Raw genomic sequence first — 16,050 nt, 5'->3', positions numbered from 1 at the left:
ACATGTCGACTCAGTCCGCAGCCGACGCACCGGTCGGCGCTTCGCACCGGGACAGCCCGGTCACGCTGGACAAGCAGACCCCGGAGGAGCACCCGTCCCACCGCTGGTGGGTGCTGGGTGTCATCGCGATCGCGCAGCTCATGGTGGTGCTCGACGCCACGGTGGTGAACATCGCCCTTCCCTCCGCGCAGAAGGCGCTCGACTTCAGCGACGGGAACCGGCAGTGGATCGTCACCGCCTACTCCCTGTCCTTCGGCAGCCTGCTGCTGCTCGGCGGGCGGCTCGCCGACCTGATCGGCCGCAAGATCGTCTTCCTCATCGGCGTCGTCGGCTTCGCCCTTGCCTCCGCACTGGCCGGCGCCGCGCAGAACTTCGACGTCCTGGTCAGCGGCCGCGCCCTGCAGGGCCTCTTCGGCGCCCTGCTCGCACCCGCCGCGCTCTCGCTGCTGAACACCACGTTCACCGACAGCAAGGAACGCGCCAAGGCGTTCGGCATCTACGGCGCCATCGCCGGCGCGGGCGGCGGCATCGGCCTGCTGCTCGGCGGCGTGCTCACCGAGCACCTGAGCTGGCGCTGGACGCTCTACGTCAACCTGGTCTTCGCCGTCATCGCCTTCATCGGCGGCATGACGCTGCTGCGCAAGGGCGCCCCGGCGGCCCGGCCGCGGCTGGACGTCCCCGGCACCGTACTGGTCACCGCCGGCCTGTTCAGCATCGTCTACGGCTTCTCCAACGCCGACAGCCACCACTGGGGCTCCCCGTTGACCTGGGGCTTCCTGCTGCTGGGTGTGGTGCTGGTGGCCGCGTTCGGATGGTGGCAGACCCGGGCCCAGCACCCGCTGCTGCCGCTGCGCGTGCTGCTCGACCGCAACCGCGGCGCGTCGTTCGCGATCCTGGGGATCTCGGGCGTGGGCATGTTCGGCGTCTTCCTCTTCCTGACCTACTACCTCCAGCTGTCGCTGCAGTACAACCCGGTCAAGACCGGTCTGGCCTTCCTGCCGATGATCGGCTCGCTGATGGTCGCCGCCCAGCTCGCGACGAACAACCTGCTGCCGAAGTTCGGTCCCCGGCCGATCGTGCCGGTGGGCATGGGCCTGGCCGGTGTCGGCATGGCCTGGCTGACCACGCTGGACCTGAACAGCACCTACGCGGCGAACGTGCTGCCGCCGCTGATCGTGATCGGCCTGGGCCTCGGCCTGGTGATGCCGACCGTGATGAGCGTCGCCACCGCCGGTGTGCACGCCGACGACGCCGGTGTCGCCTCCGCGGGTGTCAACACCATGCAGCAGGTGGGCGGTTCGATCGGCACCGCGCTGCTGAACACGCTGGCCGCGAGCGCCGCGACGAGCTACCTGCACAGCCACGCGCACAGCGGTACGCCCGCCCAACTGGTGGCCGCACACGCCCAGCTGCACAGCTACTCGACCGCGTACTGGTGGTCGGCCGGGTTCTTCGCGGTCGGCACCGTGCTCGCCGCGCTGATGTTCCGCAGCGGCCGCCCGGAGCAGTCGCCCGCGGGCGAGGCGCAGGCCGTGCACATGTAGTCCCGAGGTCGAAGCCGCGCGCAGGTAAGGGGCGCGCATCCAGATACACGCCCCTTACCGCGGCTCCGGGCCGCACCTCCGGACACACATCTCAAGAACGCCCCGGCACGAACCGAGCGGATCGCCGCCGGGGGCTTCAGGGGCCCGTACCCGGGTCATCGTGGGGACGGGACACCCGGCCGTCGAGCTCCTGAACGATCACCGCCCCGTCGGTGCGCCACCCCCGTGCGCATCGCCGGGGCGGTGGTGTGTGCGGGTCCGCGGCTCACTTCTTGTCGGCGGTGAGCCGGCCGCCGACCGCCCAGCTGTCGGCCGGGGTCTCCTGGATCCACACCTGGACGCTCTCGGCCGGCACGTGCAGGGCGTCCACGAACGCGTCGGTGATCTTCCGCACCAGGTCCCTCTTCAGTTCGACGGTGCGCGGGCCCTGCTGCACGGTGACGATCGGCATGATGAACTCCCTGGTCGGAGACGGCTGTTCCGGAGGCTCCGGGCCGCCTTGCGGTGTGGGACCAGTCCATCGCGCCGCCGCACGCCGACCAAGAAGCACTGCGCGAGCGCAGCGATCACGAAGCGAGATCGTCCAGCCGGGCGCACGCGTCGAGCAGCAGCGCCGCCGCCCGCGACGGCGGGCGGCGCACCGCCAGGCCCGAGGTGAGGGCGAGGCCGCCGCCCCGGAACGGCAGGAAGGCCACCCGGGGCGCGTGCAGCGATGCCGCGTGCGAGGCGTAGACCACCGTCCACAGGTCGGCGCCCGCACCGATCGCGGCCAGGTTGTCCTGGAGGGAGCCCGGGCCGTCGGCGTCCGCCGGGGCCGCCCCCGGCACCGGCTCGAACCCCGCCGCCGCGCAGGCGCCGACCACCAGGTCGACCAGCGGGGGGTTGCGCCGCCGGGGCACCAGCCGCAGCGGCACCTTGGCCAGTTCCTCGATCGCCACGTCCGCCTGCCGGGCCAGCGGGTTGCGCGCGGAGACCACCGCCACCAGCGGATCGGACCACAGCGGCACCACGCAGACCCCGTCGACGTCGGTGTCCACCGCGCCCGGCAGGAGGGCCCGGCCGCCCGGGCCGCTGCCCTGCGCCGCGGGCGGCAGCGGCCAGTCGCCGCGCACGAAGGCCGCGTCCAGCTCGCCCGCTGCCACACCCTCCAGCCGTCCGGCGGAGGAGGCCGACACCAGGTCGACGGTGAAGCCGGGGGCGAGGTCGGCGAAGGCGTCCAGCACCCGGTCGAGGTGGACGCCCAGCCCGGTGCTCGTGCCGAGCCGCAGGCCGCGGGCCCGCGCGTCGGCGAACTCCGCGACGGACGCCCGGGCCCGTTCCTCCGCGGCCAGGACCGCGCGTGCCTCGGGCAGGAAGCGCGTACCCGCCTCGGTGAGCCGTACATGCCGGGGCGAGCGGTCGAACAGCTCGACGTCCAGCTCGCGTTCCAGCCGTCGCACCTGCTGGCTGACGGCGGACTGCACGATGTGCAGCCGGTCCGCGGCCCGGCCGAAGTGCAGCTCCTCGGCGACCGTGACGAAGTATCTCAACTGGCGCAGTTCCACGCCGGGATGGTACGGCCCCGCCGATGACTCGCAGCGAGGCGGGCGGGGCCGTACGAGCGGTCCGGTGCTCCGGGCGGAGCGGTCTCCCGCCCACGCCGGGGGACGGACGCCCTCACGTACGGGGATGTGACCGCGTCTCCGGTCCGCTCCGCAGCGGGTGGCGGGACAGGGCGGGCCGGCCCGAGGAGCCGGGCCGGCAGGAGCGCGGGGCGCGGACCGGCGGCGGGCCGCGCGGGAAGCGGGAAAAGGCCGGGCGGCCGAGGCGTCGCGAATCAAGGCCGCGGGTTCACTCGTCCGGGCGAGAGTAAGGGCAGCCCGCGCCCCCGGGGCGGCCACGGCCGCGTGCCCTCTCCTCGGGCGTGGGCGGGGCGGCCCGGGCCGCGGGTCCCGGGGTCCGCGCGGCACGAACCGTACGGCCCGCTCCGGCCGGGCAGGAAGCGGGGCCCCGCGGCGGGTTACCGTAAGGGCATGCATGTGAGCCAGCACCAACCGTCCGTCGCCGGCCACGCAGAGCAGTCGGAGCGGATGGCGAACCGGGCACTCTACGTCCCCGTGCGGCGCGGTCCCGCCGGGGACGTGGTGCGGCTGTGGCGTACGCCGTTCGGCACCAGGACGGCGGTCGCGTTCACCACCGACCGGCGGCTGCGGTCCGTGCTCGGCCCGACCCAGCCCTGGATCCGGCTGTCGGAGGCGGCGCTGCTGCGCCTGGCCGAGCCGATGGGTGCCAAGCACCTGACCGTCGACCCGGTGCTCACCGCCCGGCCGCCGGCCTCCTGGGGCGCCCCCGAAACCCCCGAAGCCCCCGATGTACCGGTGACCCCCGAAGCCCCGGCTCCCGCGGAGTCCCACGGCACCCGGCCCGTCCGCGCGGCCGGGTCCGCGGCGCCCTGAGCACCCGGCCTCCTGACGCCCCCGCGTGCTACCCGGGAGGGCCGGTGTACCGCCACGCGGACGTCGGGTGGGCCAGGGTGAGACGGGAGACGATGCGGTAGCGGTCCCCCCGGTACACCGAGTGGACGTACTCCACCGGCCGCCCGGTGTCGTCCTGGGTGAGGCGTTCGAACAGCAGGGCCGGCGAGAGCACCGGGACGCCGATCAGCTCGGCCTCCTCCTCGTTGGTGACGGTCGGCTCGATGGACTGGACCGCCTCATGCACGCGGACCCCGTGCTGGTCGCGCAGCGTGTCGTAGAAGTCGCCGGACTCCATGTCGGCGGGGGACAGCCCCGGCACGAGGGCGGCCGGGACGTGCAGGTACTCGATCGCCATCGGCTCGCCGTCGACGAGGCGGAGCCGGGCGATGTAGACGACGTCGGCGGCGGGCGAGAGGTGCAGCTTGCGGCCGACCCGGGCGCCCGCCTGCACGGTGTCGAACTCCAGCACCCGGCTGGTCCAGGTGCCCGACGCCTGCGGCAGGCGCAACGCGTCGTGGTCCTGGGCCAGTTCCTGGGTGATCTTCGCCCGCGCCACGAACATGCCGCGGCCGTGCTCGCGCAACAGCACTCCCGTGGTGACGAGTTCGTCGACCGCCGAGCGCAACGTCGGCCGGGAGACTCCGAGTTGCTCGCAGAGGGCGCGCTCGGAGGGGATCGGGTCGCCGGGGGCGCGGGACTCGACGAGTTCCATGAGGTAGTCCCGGACCCGTTCGCGTTTCAGCGCCGAGCGCGGTGCCTCGCTGGCCATGTGCGATGCCCTTTCCCCGGTGGTGCTTGTCAAGGGGAGGTTATCCAGATGCTGACCAGTATGCCAGTGCCGGCCCGCTCGGAGACGGTCCGCGCAGGCCGGGGCAATACCTGATCATCGGCCGTATACGGCCCCGGGAACGGCTTTTCCGCGACCTCTTGACGCCACCAGTGGTCTATGCCACCTTCTCGGTCAGCACCATACCAGTTGACCAGTGGTAAGGCCCCACCGCTCCTCTTGAGGTGACTACTCCGTGAGATCCAGATCCAGACTGCTTCCCGGCGCCGCGGCGCTGCTCATCGGCCTCACCGGGCTCACCGCGTGCGGCTCCTCCTCCGGATCGGGCGCGGGCGACGACGCCGGGCCCGCCCACCTCACCGTGTGGATCATGCGCGACAGCGTCGCCGACCCCGTTCTCAACGCGTTCCGGGCGGACTTCGAGAAGGCCCACAAGGGCACCACCCTGGACATCCAGATCCAGGAGTGGGACGGCATCGGCCAGAAGATCACCAGCGCCCTCGCCAGCAACGACGCCCCCGACGTGATCGAGGTCGGCAACACCCAGGTCGCCCAGTACGCGGCCAGCGGCGGCGTCGACGACCTCACCGGCAAGGTCGCCGACCTGCACGGCTCGGACTGGATACCCGGCCTCGCCGACCCCGGGAAGATCGACGGCAAGCAGTACGGCATCCCGTGGTACGCCGCCAACCGCGTGGTGATCTACAACAAGGACCTGTTCGCCCAGGCGGGGATCACCGCGGCGCCGAAGACCCGTGCCGAGTGGATCGCCGACACCACCAAGCTCAACACCGGGGCCCACCAGGGCATTTACCTGCCCGGGCAGTCCTGGTACGCCTACGCCGGCTTCCTGTGGGACGAGGGCGGCGAGCTGGCCACCCAGAGCGGCGGGAAGTGGACCGGCGGCCTGGACACCCCGCAGGCGCAGGCCGCCACCGCCTTCTACCGGCAGCTCCAGGCGCTCGGCCAGGGCCCGAAGGACTCCGACGAGGCCAAGCCGCTCCAGACGAACGTCTTCGCCAAGGGGAACGTCGCGCAGATCATCGCCACCCCGGGCAACGCCACCACGATCACCGCGGCCAACCCGAAGCTCAAAGGCAAGATCGGCTACTTCCCGATCCCCGGCAAGACCGCCGACCGCCCCGGCGCGGTCTTCACCGGCGGCTCCGACCTGGTCATCCCGCAGGCGTCGAAGCACCAGGCGATGGCCTACCAGGTGCTCAAGGCGCTGACCGGCACCACCTGGCAGACGAAGATCGCCACGACAATGAGCTACGTGCCCAACCGCACGTCGCTGGCGGGAGTGCTGTCCGGTGACCCGGGCGCCTCCGCGATGGCCGTCGGCGCGGCCGACGGGCACGCCACCCCCAACTCCCCCAACTGGGCGGCGGTCGAGGCGGACAACCCGATCAAGCAGTACCTCACGCAGGTGCTCACCGGCGCCGACCCGGCGAAGGCGGGCACGACCGCGTCCGACGCCATCACCAAGGCGCTCAACACCTCGTCCTGACCGGCCCGGACCCCGAGGGAGACCGCCGTGCTCACCGCACCCACCGCCGCCGGGCAGGACGCGGCCGACCCGCGAGGCGGCACCGGCGGCACGCCGCCCGACCGCCCCCAGGGCCGCCGCATCCGACGCCCGCCCCACCGGCCGCGCTCCGGCCCGCGCCGCGTACTCGCCGCCCTCTGGCCGTACCTGCTGGTCTCCCCCACCGTGGTGGGCGCGGCGTTCCTGCTGGCCTACCCGGTCATCCGCAACACCGTGATGTCCTTCCAGCACTACGGACTGGCCCAACTCATCAACGGAGGGGCCACGTTCGCCGGCGTGTCCCACTACCGCGAGGCGCTGACCGACCCGGAGTTCTGGACGGTGGTACGCCGCACCGTGTGGTGGACCGCGCTCAACGTCGCGCTGATCATGCTGATCGGCACCCTGGTCGCGCTGATGCTGATCCGGCTCGGCCGCCGGCTGCGGCTGGCGGTGATGAGCGCCCTGGTGCTGGCCTGGGCCACCCCGGTGATCGCGGCCACCACGATCTTCCAGTGGCTCTTCCAGTCCCGGTTCGGCGTGGTCAACTGGGCACTGGTAAAGCTCGGGTTCACCTCCTACCGCGACTACACCTGGTTCGCGCACGGCGGCGCCACCTTCGCGATCCTGGTCATGCTGGTGGTGTGGCAGTCGGTGCCGTTCGCGGCACTGACCCTCTACGGCGGGCTGACCACCATCCCGGCCGAGCTCTACGAGTCGGCGCGGATCGACGGCGCCGGGCCCTGGCAGTCCTTCCGGCTGGTCACCTTCCCGATGCTGCGGTCGCTGTTCGCGCTGATCACCTCGCTCGAAGTGATCTGGTGCTTCAAGTGCTTCACGCAGATCTGGGTGATCGGCGAGGGCGGCCCGGACGGCGCCACCACCACGCTGCCGGTCTACGCGTTCCAGATCGCCCAGTCCTTCCACAAGTACGACCTCGGGTCGGCGGTCTCCACGCTGACCGTGCTGATCCTGCTCGTCGCGCTGGTGTTCAACCTGCGCCGGATGTTCCGCCAGGAAGGAAAGGAGGGCACCGCATGACCGCCGCCACGCCACTCGCCGCTCCCGGGTCCGGGTCCGGGTCCGGGTCCGGGTCCGCACGCCGCCGCGCCCGCGGCCGGACGCGCCGCCTGCGGCGGCTGCCGCTGAACGCCGCGGCGCTGCTCGTCCTGGCACTGTCCGCGTTCCCGGTCTACTGGATGGCGGTGACCGCCTTCGAACCCACCGCGGACATCGAGGGCGCGAACCCGCACTTCCTCCCGTTGCACCCGACCCTCGCGCACTTCCGCACCGCCGTGCACGCCGACGGGTTCGCCGGGTACTGGCGCAACAGCCTCGTCGTCACGCTCGGCGCCGTACTGATGTCGCTGGTGGTGGCGCTGCTCGCGGCGTTCGCGGTGGCCCGGATGCGCTGGCGCGGCCGGCGCGCGTTCGTCCTGCTGGTGTTCACCGCGCAGATGGCGCCCTGGGAGGCGCTGCTGATCCCGATGTACGTGATCGCGCGGGACACCGACATGCTCGACCGGCTCTCCATGCTCACCCTCATCTACTTCATGATGACGCTGCCGTTCACGATCGTGACGCTGCGCGGCTTCCTCGCCGCCATTCCGGTGGAGCTGGAGGAGGCCGCCCGGGTGGACGGCTGCACCCGGCCGCAGGCATTCCGCCGGGTGACGTTCCCGCTGCTCGCGCCGGGCCTGCTGTCGACGTCGCTGTTCGGGTTCATCACCGCCTGGAACGAGTTCGCGTTCGCCAACACGCTGATCATCAAGAACCAGAGCGCCCGCACCCTGCCGGTCTGGCTGTCGTCCTTCAGCAACGTCTTCGGCACCGACTGGGGCGCCACGATGGCCGCGTCCTGCCTGTTCATGCTGCCGGTCCTGGCGGTGTTCCTGCTGCTCCAGAACCGGGTCACGGCCGGGATGACCGCCGGAGCCGTCAAGGGCTGACGGTCCCCTCCCCCTCCTGCGCCCTCGCCGACGCGCTCCCCCACGCCCCGCCACGTCGCGCCACGGCCGGTACCGCGGCCGTCCGCCCGGTCCACCATGCCCACCCGGCCCCCTGGAGACCACCGCCGTGATCATTCCGCACCCCACCCATGCCGTCCGCATCCCCGGCCGCTTCACCTTCGACGCCGCCACGACGCTCAGGGCACCGGCAGCGGCGCAGCCCGCCGCCCGGCTGCTGCGCGACCTGCTCGGCCCCGCCACCGGCCTGCCGCTGCCGGACTCGCCGCAGGGGAACGTGGTGCTCGCCGTCGACCCGCTGCTCGGCGGGCTCGGCGACGAGGGCTACGGGCTGACCGTCGGGCCCGACGCGGTGCTGCTGCGTGCGGCGACCGGCCGGGGGCTGCTGCACGGAGTGCAGACGATCCGCCAACTCCTGCCGCCCGAGGCGCTGTCGGCGCGCCCCGTCGCCGACGTGCCCTGGCGGCTGCCCGGGGTTCAGATCACCGACGTGCCCCGGCACCGCTGGCGCGGCGCCCTGCTCGACGTGGCCCGGCACTTCCAACCCGCCTCCTACCTGCGGCGGTTCGTCGACCTGATGGCGCTGCACAAGCTGAACGTGCTGCACCTGCACCTCACCGACGACCAGGGCTGGCGGATGCCGGTGCCCGGCTACCCGCGGCTGACCGAGGTCGGCGGGGTGCGGGCCCGGTCGATGCGCGGCCGCGCGGGCAGCGGCCGCTACGACGACCGCCCGCACGGCGGTGCGTACACCGCCGCGGAACTGCGGGAGTTGGTGGCCTACGCCGCCGCACGCGGGATCGAGGTGATGCCCGAGATCGAGATGCCCGGGCACGCGCGGGCCGCGCTGGCGGCCTACCCGGAACTGGGCAACGTGCCCGGGCGGACGCTGGACGTCTGGACCGAATGGGGCGTGTCGGACGCGGTGTTCGGCGTGCACGAGGAGGTGCTGGACTTCTTCCGGACCGTCCTCGGCGCGGTGCTCGACGTCTTCCCCTCGCCGTACGTGCACATCGGCGGCGACGAGTGCCCGGTCGTGGAGTGGGCCGCCAGTCCCCGGGCGCGGGCCAGGGCCGCCGAGGCCGGGCTCGCGGAAACCGCGGCGCTGCACGGGTGGTTGCTCGGGAGGATCGGCGAGTTCCTGCTGGCGCAGGGGCGGCGGCCGGTGTGCTGGGCCGACAGCACCGGGGCCGCGGCCGCGCTGCCGCGCGAGTTCGTCGTCATGCCCTGGCGCGACGCCGACCACGGCCTGGCCGCCGCGCTGAACGGCCACGAGCTCGTCATGGCGCCGCACCGGGCCACCTACCTCGACTACCCGCAGGCCGACGGTCCCGGCGAACCGCTCGGCCAGGCCGGCGCGGTGGTGGACCTGCGCGCTGTGCACGCCCACGCCCCCGTGCCCGCGCACTGGCCGGGCGAGGCCGCCGGCCGGGTCCTCGGGACGCAGGCGCAGCTGTGGACCGAGTTCGCGCGGACCCCCGCCGCGATCGAGTACCTGGCCTTCCCCCGGCTGTGCGCGCTCGCCGACCGGGCCTGGAACCCGGCCGCCGGCTGGGCCACCGACTTCCTCCCCGCGCTGCGCGCGCACGAGGCGCGGCTGGCCGCGCTCGGCGTGCGCCACCGCCCCCTCGACCGCCCCCGGACGGCGCCGGCCGCCGGCTAGGACGCCACCGGGAGCCCGAGCACCCTCACCCCCACCCGGGGACCACCCCCCCACCACCGGAAAGGGACCACCGTGTCAGGAAGCAACCGCCGACCCCTCCGTATCCCCCTTCGCGTCCGGGCCGCGCTGGCCGTGTGCTCGGCCGCCGGCCTCGCCTGCGCCGCGCTCACCGCGCTGCCCGCCTCCGCCGCGCAGGACACGCTCACCGCCCAGTACCGGACGAGCGCGAGCGGGGCCACCGCCGACCAGTCCGAGCCGTGGCTGGAGGTCACCAACCGCGGCTCCGCGTCGGTGCCGCTCAGCCATGTCACGCTGCGGTACTACTTCAAGTCCGACAGCGCGAGCGCCGGTTACCGCTTCGCCTGCTCCTGGGCGGTGAAGGGCTGCGCGAACATCACCGGGACCTTCGGCACCCTCGCCAACCCCACGGCGACCGCCGACCGCTACCTGGAGATCGGCTTCACCGCGGGTGCGGGCTCCCTCGCATCCGGCCAGAACACCGGCGACATGCAGCTGCGCTTCTACCGGTCGGACTGGCAGACCCTCACCCAGTCCGACGACTACTCCTTCGACGGCGCGCAGACCTCCTACGCCGACGCCCCGAGGATCACCGTGCAGCAGGACGGCGCGGTGGTGTGGGGCACCGCCCCCGCGGGCAACGACCCGACCTCGCCGCCCACCTCGCCGCCCGGCGGGGGCGGCAGCACCGACGGGCCCACGCTCTTCGACGACTTCAGCTACACCGCCAGCTCGGACCCGGCCGTCCAGCAGCACGGCTGGACCGTCAAGTCCGGCCAGGGCGGCCCGGGCGTGGCCGGGGCCACCTGGTCGCCGGGTGACCTGACCTTCGTGCCCGAGACCTCGGGCAGCAGCAACAAGGTGATGGACCTCAAGCTCACCACCGACGGCACCGCCGCCGGGACCCGCGAGACGGAGATCCAGACCACCGCGCAGAAGTTCAAGAACGGCACCTACGCGGCGCGGGTGAAGTTCGACGACACCCCGACCGGCGGCCCCGACGGCGACCACGTCAACCAGACGTTCTTCAACTTCACGCCGCTCAACGCGCCGATGGACCCGAACTACAGCGAGGAGGACTTCGAGTACCTGCCCAACGGCGGCTGGGGCGAGACGCAGAACATCATGTACGAGACGTCCTGGGAGACGTACAACCCCGACCCGTGGAACGCGGTGAACACCCACGGGCAGCAGTACGGCAGTTACGACGGCTGGCACGACCTGCAGATCACCATCGACGACACGTACATCACCTACTCCATCGACGGTCAGGTCGTCGCCCAGCACGGCGAGCCGTACCTGCCCGAGGGCGGCCAGTTCATCGACTTCAACCACTGGCTGATCGACCTCGCCGGGCAGACGAGCACCACTTCGCGCTCCTACGACGAGCAGGTCGACTACCTGTACTTCGTCAAGGACCAGGTGCTCACGCCGTCGCAGGTGCAGTCGGCAGTCGCCGGACTCCGCGGCAGCGGCACCGCGTTCGAGGACACGGTGCCGAGCAGCTGACGCGACGGCTCCGGCCAGGTCCCCGCGCCCCTTCCGGGGCGCGGGGACCTGGCCGGAGAACCGTGCCTCAGCTGCAGGTCAGGGTGGGCTGCCCCCAGTCGCCGTGGTCGTTGCCGTTCCCGTCGCCGCCGTCGCCGACCTTGAGGTCGATGACCTGGGCGCCGGTGACGTCGACGTCGATCGGGACGGCCGCCTGCTTGCCGCGGATCGTCGGCGTGGTGACGAGCGTCTTCCCGTCGGCGACGACGGAGAAGGTGACGGTTCCCCCGCCGCCGGTCTCGTCGTCGACCCCCACGTCCGCGGTCAGCCGGGTGCACTTGCCGGCCAGGTAGAGCTGGACGTCGCTCAACGAGTTGGTGCCCAGGCCCTTGGCGTAGCCGACGCCCGCGATGCTGATCGGCTTGCCGTCGCCGGCCGCCTGCTCGCCGACGCTGGTGTCGCGCTCCACCGGACCCCACCCGTTGGTGGACGACAGGAACGGCAGGTCGCTCACGGCGTCCTGCCCGGCCGGCGGTGCCGGCGGGATGGCCGCCATGATCCGCTCGTCGGAGCTGGTCGCCTTGCGGCCGCGCTGGGTGTAGCCCGTGGTGGCGGTCAGCGCCGAGGCCGAGGGGAGCGTCCCGGTGGCCGGCTGGACCTTCCAGGTGAAGGTGGCCGACCTACCGGGCAGGACCCGGTCCACCGATGCGGGCGAGGTCGCGCTCGCGGTCCAGCCGTCGGGCAGGGTGAGCGAGGACGTCACGTGGGACGCCTCCGGCTTCCCGGCCGCCACCCGCACCGTCGCCGACGCGGTGAACGCCTGCCCGGACTGCACGGTGTTGGGCACGTCCAGCGTGGTGCCGGCGCCCGGCGCCGACGGCATCGCGTACTTCACCGGGTCGTAGCCGGGGCTGTCGTTCTGGGCGACGTGCAGCGACGAGGCGTAGCTGCCGTAGTCGGTGAGCGCGACCTTGCCGAGCCCGCCGGTGCTGCCGTCCAGGTTCCACACCGCGATCGCGATGGAGTTGTGGCCGTTGGGGTCGAGAATGCCGTTCGGCACCGGGAACGAGTGCTGCGGGCCGAGGTAGTTGACGTAGTTGCCGACCTGCCAGCCGTTCACGAAGATCTCCGCGCGGTACTTCCGCGACGGGTCGTCGGTGATCGTCAGCCCGAGTGAGGTGTCCTGCCCGTGCGGCAGGTTCAGATCGGCGTCGGTGCGGTACCAGGAGACGCCGGCGCGGGTGTCGGTGGCCGGCAGCGTGACGTTCGACCACTTCGCGTCCGGGTAGCCGGGCAGCGACCAGCCGGCCCGCTCGCCGTAGAGGCCACCGGTCGAGAGGGTGCCGCGCACCGGGTCGATGAGGTCCTCGCCGCCGCGCACGCCCTGCAACCGCCAGGTGACCGGGGTGAGCGGCGCCCCGACGAGGGAGGCGCTGGTCAGGCCGCGGGCGGTCTTGTTGCCGTTGGAGGAGTTGTAGTCCTCCTCGTGGCCCATGTTGACCGTGAGCACCGAGATGACGTTGTCGCCGGTCTTCTTCACCGCGCCGGCCGGGAAGGTGAAGTCCGCGCTGCCGGTGGTGGAGCTGCCGAGGAACGTGCCGTTGAGCCACGCGGAGAACGCCTGCGCGCCGCCGCCGGAGTCCGAGACCAGGTGGATGCCGGTCTCGTCGCCGCCGGCCTTGAAGCGCCCGCGGTACCAGGTGTTGCCGGTGTGGAATCCGTAGTCGTCGGCGTAGAGCACCGGCAGCGAGTTGACGCCCGAGGAGCTGTTGGTGGTCGTCTTGTCGGCGGTCTGCCAGCTGGAGTCGTCGAAGCCGGGTGCAGCCTCCGGGGACTCCTCGGCGTGCTTCCAGTTCGTCAGCGCCGGCAGCTTCACCGCCGCGGCGACCGCGATGGTTCCGCTCTGGCTGGCGCCGCCGGTGATCCGCCCGTCGAGCGGGCGGCCGTTCCAGGTGACCTGCGCGGCGGAGGTGAACACCTCGAGGTTCTTGTTGTCGGCGTTGTCACCGGTGAGTGCCAGGGTGCGGCCGCCGTTCTGGCTGGTCGCCGTCCGCAGCAGGTGGCTGCCGCGCACCAGGACCGGCCCGGTCGCGGTGTCCTGGCGCCAGAAGGTCTCCGCGGTCGCCTTGTCCCCGACCAGCAGCAGGCTCGGGCGGGAGCCGCCGCCGCTGATGCTGATCCGGATCAGGCCCTTGTGCGTGTAGTTCAGCCGCAGGTCGCCGGTGGCCGGGTCCCAGGTCGTCTGCACCGGACCGCCGGTGCTGGTGACGGTGGGCTTGGAGGAGTAGCGCAGCACGGTCTCGCCGTCGCTGCCCGCGTCGCCGTACAGCACCGAGTCGTCCTGCCCGGCGATGGTCGCGGTGGTCATGATCTCGGAGGTGGAGTACTGGAGTTGGGAGTCACCCAGCTTGTAGTTCGCCACGATGATGTGCGAGTCGCGGCCGTCCAGCGTGATCGCGGTGCCCGGCTGCTGCGGCACGACCGGGTAGGTCGCGGTCGCCGTCTCGGCCGTCGGCACGTCGATCGCGTCGACGGACACGAAGTTGTCGGTGGAGCCCGAGCTGTGGTTGCCGTCGACGACGATCTTCAGCGTGTGCGCCCCGGCCGGCAGGCCGGTCTTCTGGAAGACCACCGCCTGGCTGCCGCTGCCGGAGTCGTCGACCGTGGCGACCTTGGTGCCGTCGAGGTAGACGTCGGCGAAACCGTGGTTGTTGGTCTTCGGCCCGATCCAGCGCACCGCGGTCCCGTCGAAGGGCACGGTGACCGAGTCGCCGGCGACGTTGGAGAACGACTCGGTGTTCTTGTAGTCGCCGCTGGTGTAGCTCTGGTTGGACACGTGGGACCAGGTGCCGGAGTACTGGAGGGTGGCGTCCGGGTCGTCCCAGGTGTAGCTGGTGTCCGCGATCGGCTGGGCGTTGAAGTCCAGCGCGATGTGCGTCGTGTCCTTCGCGGTGGAGGTGGAGTCGGAGTGCCGCAGGACGTGGAACTGCGTCTTGGTGTCCGGGTTCATCCGGGCGGTGTCGACGATCGCGCTGTCGTCGGGCGCCGCCGCCCTGATCGGGTCGGTCTTGGTCAGCGGGGCGACCGACTGGGTGAAGTCGCCGATCAGCTTGTCCTCGTCGTACTTCGGGTCCAGCTGGCGGGTCTCACGGATCGCGGCGCCGTAGTCGTAGGACGTGTAGTTCTCCGGCTCGCCCAGCCAGCCCCAGTTGGTGCCGCCGTAGGTCATGTAGAAGCTCTGGGCGGTGGCGCCGACGGCGATGTTCTGCTTGTAGAAGACGTCCGCGAACTGGTCGTTGATCAGCTGGGCGCACTTGTCGTAGCCCGGGCCGCCCCAGGGGTCGAAGGCGCCGCCCTGGAACTCCGGTGCGTAGAGCGGCTTCCCGGCCGGGTGGTCGTAGCTGAGGTCGGGGACGCCGTTCCACTGCGTGGGGTTGGAGCAGTTGAAGCCCTGCGGGTAGGAGTCGGGACCGTCCACGTCCAGGGCGCCGGTACCGGAGTTGAAGGTGCCGTTGTTGTTGCCGGTGAGCGGGACGGTGATGCCGTCGGCGCGGGCCTTGGCCTCCTCGTGCGCCATGTAGGCGCGGGCCGACGCCGAGCCGTTGTAGTACTCGTTCTCGACCTGGTACGCGATCACCGAGCCGGTGCCGTTGGTCAGCTGGTGGCGCGCGATGATGCGGTCGATCTGCGTCAGCCACTCGTCGGAGTACTTCAGGAACTGCGGGTCGTCGGTGCGGTTCTGCTCCTCCTTGGTGGTCAGCCACCCGGGCAGGCCGCCGCCGTCGACCTCGGCGTTGATGTACGGCGCCGGGCGCGCGATCACGTAGAGGCCGGCCTGCTGCGCCATGTCGAGCAGCTTGTCGAGGTCGCGCACGCCGGTGAAGTCGTACACGCCGGGCTTCGGCGAGTGGTAGCCCCAGTCGAAGTACAGGGAGGTGGTGTTGAAGCCGGCGGCCTTCATCTTCTGGAAGATGTCGAGCCACAGGTCCGGGCTGGGCAGCCGGAAGTAGTGGAACTCGCCGGACCACAGGTAGGTGCGCTTGCCGTCGACGAGGAACGAGTAGCCGTCGAAGGTCACCGTGTGGGTCTTCGCGCCGGACGCGGGCGCGGTACCGGTGCTCCCCTGCCCGCCGGCCGCCTTCGCGGCGGTGTGCGCGGCCCCGGCCGCCATGGCGGGTGCGGTGGTGCCCGCGGACAGGGCGATCGCCATCGCCGCCGCGATCCCGGCCCACCATCGCCGTCGACGGCCCGCTCTGCCGGACCCGGCACCTCCCGGATGACTTCGCATCTGCGACCTCCACTACGCCCGACGGGCGAACTCCCAACAGATTCAATCGAAGTCGAACAATAGGAGCGGCCGGGAAGCCGCACAATAGGGAGAACACAGGAAGGCCGCGACGACGTTCACAGGTCGTACACATTGCCGCGTCTCCTCCCCATTTCTCCGCTTTCACCTCGGCAACCCACCGCTTGCTCACCGGCAGACGCGGACCGATGGCATCGATTGAAAGGGTTCATGTCAGATCCCTTGACAGGCGGGGGCGTTGAGGATTGTCATGTGGCCAACTGTTGAGTTGCGTCGGATTATGTTCCGCCGCC

At 71.9% G+C, this 16,050-nt stretch carries 11 protein-coding genes; 7 read left to right on the top strand and 4 right to left on the bottom strand.

Annotated features, from left to right (window positions below):
* Positions 1-2: 2 nt before the first annotated feature.
* Positions 3-1,544 carry an MFS transporter gene (locus C4U44_RS08540; RefSeq protein WP_103885047.1) on the top strand — a complete coding sequence of 514 codons (1,542 nt, stop codon included), beginning with the start codon at positions 3-5 and terminating at the stop codon, positions 1,542-1,544.
* A gap of 265 nt (positions 1,545-1,809) precedes the next feature.
* On the opposite strand, the gene dmpI is transcribed toward C4U44_RS08540, so the two are convergent.
* The gene (gene dmpI, locus C4U44_RS08535; RefSeq protein WP_103885046.1) at positions 1,810-1,995 is read right to left on the bottom strand and encodes a 4-oxalocrotonate tautomerase DmpI; all 186 of its coding nucleotides are present in this window, start codon (positions 1,993-1,995) and stop codon (positions 1,810-1,812) included.
* A 115-nt stretch (positions 1,996-2,110) separates the two neighbouring features.
* Positions 2,111-3,088 (bottom strand): LysR family transcriptional regulator, encoded by a 978-nt coding sequence (locus tag C4U44_RS08530; RefSeq protein WP_103885045.1) that lies wholly within the window; start codon positions 3,086-3,088, stop codon positions 2,111-2,113.
* Between the two features lie 468 nt (positions 3,089-3,556).
* Here C4U44_RS08530 and C4U44_RS41885 point away from each other — a divergent pair, with 468 nt between their 5' ends.
* Entirely contained in the window at positions 3,557-3,979 is a 423-nt protein-coding gene (locus C4U44_RS41885; RefSeq protein ID WP_200823177.1) for an SAV_915 family protein, read from the top strand.
* 28 nt (positions 3,980-4,007) lie between these two features.
* Here the strand turns inward: C4U44_RS41885 and C4U44_RS08520 are convergent, their stop codons facing one another.
* Entirely contained in the window at positions 4,008-4,769 is a 762-nt protein-coding gene (locus C4U44_RS08520; RefSeq protein ID WP_103885044.1) for a GntR family transcriptional regulator, read from the bottom strand.
* A gap of 253 nt (positions 4,770-5,022) precedes the next feature.
* On the opposite strand from C4U44_RS08520, the gene C4U44_RS08515 reads away from it, so the two are divergent.
* The 5 genes from C4U44_RS08515 to C4U44_RS08495 all read left to right on the top strand — a co-directional run bounded on the left by C4U44_RS08515 (position 5,023) and on the right by C4U44_RS08495 (position 11,472).
* Positions 5,023-6,297: an extracellular solute-binding protein gene (locus C4U44_RS08515; protein ID WP_103885043.1), complete on the top strand. Its 1,275-nt coding sequence runs from the start codon at positions 5,023-5,025 to the stop codon at positions 6,295-6,297.
* Positions 6,298-6,324: 27 nt separating this feature from the next.
* Positions 6,325-7,356, top strand: a complete 1,032-nt coding sequence (locus C4U44_RS08510) for a carbohydrate ABC transporter permease (protein ID WP_407642809.1) — start codon at positions 6,325-6,327, stop codon at positions 7,354-7,356.
* Positions 7,353-8,264, top strand: a complete 912-nt coding sequence (locus tag C4U44_RS08505) for a carbohydrate ABC transporter permease (RefSeq protein ID WP_103885042.1) — start codon at positions 7,353-7,355, stop codon at positions 8,262-8,264. The genes C4U44_RS08510 and C4U44_RS08505 overlap by 4 nt, the downstream gene beginning before the upstream one ends.
* Before the next feature lie 127 nt (positions 8,265-8,391).
* On the top strand, positions 8,392-9,945 hold the full coding sequence (locus tag C4U44_RS08500; protein WP_407642808.1) for a beta-N-acetylhexosaminidase: 1,554 nt from the start codon (positions 8,392-8,394) through the stop codon (positions 9,943-9,945).
* Between the two features lie 72 nt (positions 9,946-10,017).
* Complete coding sequence (locus tag C4U44_RS08495) at positions 10,018-11,472, top strand: cellulose binding domain-containing protein (protein ID WP_235031915.1); 1,455 nt, start codon at positions 10,018-10,020, stop codon at positions 11,470-11,472.
* A gap of 67 nt (positions 11,473-11,539) precedes the next feature.
* Here the strand turns inward: C4U44_RS08495 and C4U44_RS08490 are convergent, their stop codons facing one another.
* Positions 11,540-15,661, bottom strand: a complete 4,122-nt coding sequence (locus C4U44_RS08490) for a beta-galactosidase (RefSeq protein WP_407642807.1) — start codon at positions 15,659-15,661, stop codon at positions 11,540-11,542.
* Positions 15,662-16,050: the final 389 nt, after the last annotated feature.

It is taken from the genome of Actinacidiphila yanglinensis (assembly GCF_900107965.1).
GTDB classification, from domain to species: domain Bacteria; phylum Actinomycetota; class Actinomycetes; order Streptomycetales; family Streptomycetaceae; genus Actinacidiphila; species Actinacidiphila yanglinensis.
The sequence above is the reverse complement of the archived record's forward strand: the minus strand, read 5'-3'. Positions and strand labels throughout refer to the sequence as shown.